Raw genomic sequence first — 3,052 nt, forward strand, 5'->3', positions numbered from 1 at the left:
CCATGGCAACAGGTTGGGAGCAAGTTGATGGTTCATGGTATTATCTCAACGATAATGGTTCTATGGAGATAGGTTGGCTACAAAATAATGGTTCATGGTACTACCTCAACAGCAACGGTTCTATGAAAGCCAATCAATGGTTCCAAGTTGGCAGTAAATGGTATTATGTAAATGCATCGGGTGAGCTAGCGATCAATACAAGTATAGATGGCTATAGAGTCAATGATAATGGTGAATGGGTGCGTTAACAGATTCCTCCCTGCGACACAATTGATAATAGTATGTCTGAATATATAATTATGTATAAAAAGCTATAGATAAGGTCATCTTATAGCGACTATAAAAAGTGAACAAGCCTAGTCTTCTGTACATTAGAATTCAGGTTTGTTCACTTTTTGTTTAGTCTTTGATTTTGAGACTAAGGAGAGTCAGGGTCAAAGTAGTGAATGATTCTGAAACCACTCATAATAGTCTCTTGAGAGGACAGATAAGAGTAACAAATATGGTGCTACTCATGTATCTTGTATTTTGATTTACAAACAGCGAAGAAAATATAGGAAGCTGAAATAAAATATAGATGAATCGATTTGGAGAGTCAACGCAATCTATGGCAATATTTTCGCAGCTAGGGAGAAACATTTTAATTTTAATGTACTAGGCGTCCTCTACAGCTAGCTAGAGTTTCAATTGTAGATGTTCTTTGAAATAATATCTTAGTGATTTATTGGTATTAGAAGATTTAGAGAAATTCTTTCTCAATAAATAAACATGGCATCACCGAAACTGAAGAAGCGGTAGTGTTCTTGAATGGCATGGTGATAAGCGTCTAAGACTAATTCACGGCCTGCAAAGGCAGAAACCAACATGACCAGAGTTGATTTTGGAAGGTGGAAGTTGGTTGAAAAAGCATCCACGACCTTCCACTCATACCCAGGTTTGATAAAGATATTGGTCCAACCAGAATCTGCTTGGATTTGCCCCTCAAACTTGGAACCAATAGTTTCCAAGGTGCGGATAGAAGTGGTTCCGACAGCGATGACACGACCACCATTTTCCTTAACAGAGCGGAGAGTTGCAGCTGCTTCCTCAGAAAGTTGATAGAACTCTGAGTGCATTTCGTGTTCGTCTAGATTGTCCACAGAAACGGGTCTAAAGGTTCCGAGTCCGACATGAAGAGTCAGATAGACTAGATGAACACCCTTAGCTTGGATTTCTGCTAGCAGTTCTTTGGTGAAGTGAAGTCCAGCAGTTGGTGCAGCAGCTGAGCCGCTTTCCTTGGCGTAAACTGTTTGATAGCGTTCACGGTCATCCAGTTTTTCGTGGATATAAGGTGGCAGCGGCATTTCACCCAGACTTTCCAAAACTTCTAGGAAAATTCCGTGGTATTCGAAGCGGACAATGCGGCCTCCGTGGGTCAATTCTTCTGTAATGACAGCGCTGAGGCGACCATCACCAAAGCTGATACGAGTACCGACCTTGAGGCGTTTGGCAGGTTTAGCCAGAACTTCCCACTCATCTCCAGCAGTATTTTTGAGCAGGAGAAGTTCCACATGGCCTCCAGTTTCTTCCTTTTGACCATAGAGGCGGGCAGGGAGAACGCGGGTGTCGTTCATAACGAGGGCATCACCAGGTTCCAGCATATCAATAATGGAGTGGAAGTGTTTGTCCTGCATTTTTCCTGTCTCACGGTTGACGATGAGGAGTTTAGAGGCATCTCGTTTTTCAAGGGGTGTTTGGGCAATCAATTCCTCAGGTAAGTGGAAGTCAAAATCAGCTGTATTCATATATCTGTTCATTCTTTCTAAGTTCTAATCCTATCCATTATAACATGTTTCAAGTATAGACGCTCTTTTTTTAGAAATTAAATCGTTTTCACTTGACAAAAATTGGTCTATACCATATAATAAAAATAGATAGAAATGGAGGATGAAAAGATGAAAGTTATTAAAGTTGAAAACCAAATCGAAGGTGGAAAAGTTGCTTTTGAGATTTTGAAGGAAAAATTAGACAATGGCGCTCAAACCTTAGGGCTTGCGACAGGAAGTAGTCCACTTGAATTTTATAAGGAAATTGTTGAAAGTGACCTCGATTTTTCAAATCTAACCAGTGTCAACCTTGATGAGTATGTAGGCCTTGATGGCGACAATCCACAGTCTTACCGTCACTTCATGCAAGAAAACTTGTTCAACCAAAAACCATTTAAAGAAAGTTTCTTGCCTCGTGGTGTTAAGGATCATGCTGAAGCTGAAGTTGAACGCTACAACCAAATTTTGGCTGACCATCCAGTTGACCTGCAAATCTTGGGAATCGGTCGCAATGGGCATATCGGCTTTAATGAACCTGGTACTCCATTTGACAGTCAAACGCATCTAGTCGAACTTGACCAGTCTACTATTGAAGCCAATGCGCGCTTTTTTGACAAGATTGAAGACGTCCCAACCCAAGCTATTTCAATGGGGATTAAGAACATCTTGGATGCCAAGTCAATCCTTCTCTTTGCCTACGGTGAGTCGAAAGCAGAAGCCATTGCCGGAACAGTGTCTGGTCCAGTGACTGAGAATCTACCTGCAAGTAGTCTCCAAAATCACCCTGATGTGACTATTATTGCGGATGCTGAAGCGCTTAGCTTACTTGAAAAATAAAAAGCAATGTTCTATTGAACGCTTTCAACTCTTGTATAAATGTAAGAAAAAATCAAAATTAAACCGCATTTTTGCTTGACAATTATTCCTTTTACGTGTAGAATAAAATAGATATTGAACTTGAAGGGAGTGAAAAAAATGTCTAAAACAGTAGTACGTAAGAATGAATCTCTTGACGACGCACTTCGTCGTTTCAAACGTGCGGTTACTAAAGCTGGTACTCTTCAAGAAACACGCAAACGTGAATTCTATGAAAAACCTTCTGTAAAACGTAAACGTAAATCAGAAGCAGCTCGTAAACGTAAAAAATTCTAATTTGAAATGAAAGGCTGGAGAAATCTAGTCCTTTTTCTTTTAATACTCTTCGAAAATCTCTTCAAACCACGTCAACGTCGCCTTGCCGTAGATAT

3 protein-coding genes and 1 pseudogene are annotated in these 3,052 nt (G+C 40.3%); 3 read left to right on the forward strand and 1 reads right to left on the reverse strand.

Annotation, left to right across the window (positions count from 1 at the left end):
* Positions 1-248: pseudogene (locus HT715_RS02860) on the forward strand (N-acetylmuramoyl-L-alanine amidase family protein); the annotation flags it as partial.
* A gap of 507 nt (positions 249-755) precedes the next feature.
* On the opposite strand, the gene queA reads toward HT715_RS02860, so the two are convergent.
* Positions 756-1,784 (reverse strand): tRNA preQ1(34) S-adenosylmethionine ribosyltransferase-isomerase QueA, encoded by a 1,029-nt coding sequence (queA, locus tag HT715_RS02865; RefSeq protein ID WP_001090168.1) that lies wholly within the window; start codon positions 1,782-1,784, stop codon positions 756-758.
* Between the two features lie 150 nt (positions 1,785-1,934).
* Between queA and HT715_RS02870 the strand changes: the two genes are divergently transcribed.
* Together HT715_RS02870 and rpsU are read left to right on the forward strand one after the other, a co-directional pair.
* Positions 1,935-2,642 (forward strand): glucosamine-6-phosphate deaminase, encoded by a 708-nt coding sequence (locus HT715_RS02870; protein ID WP_049524427.1) that lies wholly within the window; start codon positions 1,935-1,937, stop codon positions 2,640-2,642.
* A 138-nt stretch (positions 2,643-2,780) separates the two neighbouring features.
* Positions 2,781-2,957: a 30S ribosomal protein S21 gene (rpsU, locus tag HT715_RS02875; RefSeq protein ID WP_000048054.1), complete on the forward strand. Its 177-nt coding sequence runs from the start codon at positions 2,781-2,783 to the stop codon at positions 2,955-2,957.
* Positions 2,958-3,052 lie beyond the last annotated feature (95 nt).

The sequence above is a fragment of the Streptococcus sp. 4155 genome, assembly GCF_013276695.1.
Lineage (GTDB): Bacteria > Bacillota > Bacilli > Lactobacillales > Streptococcaceae > Streptococcus > Streptococcus pseudopneumoniae.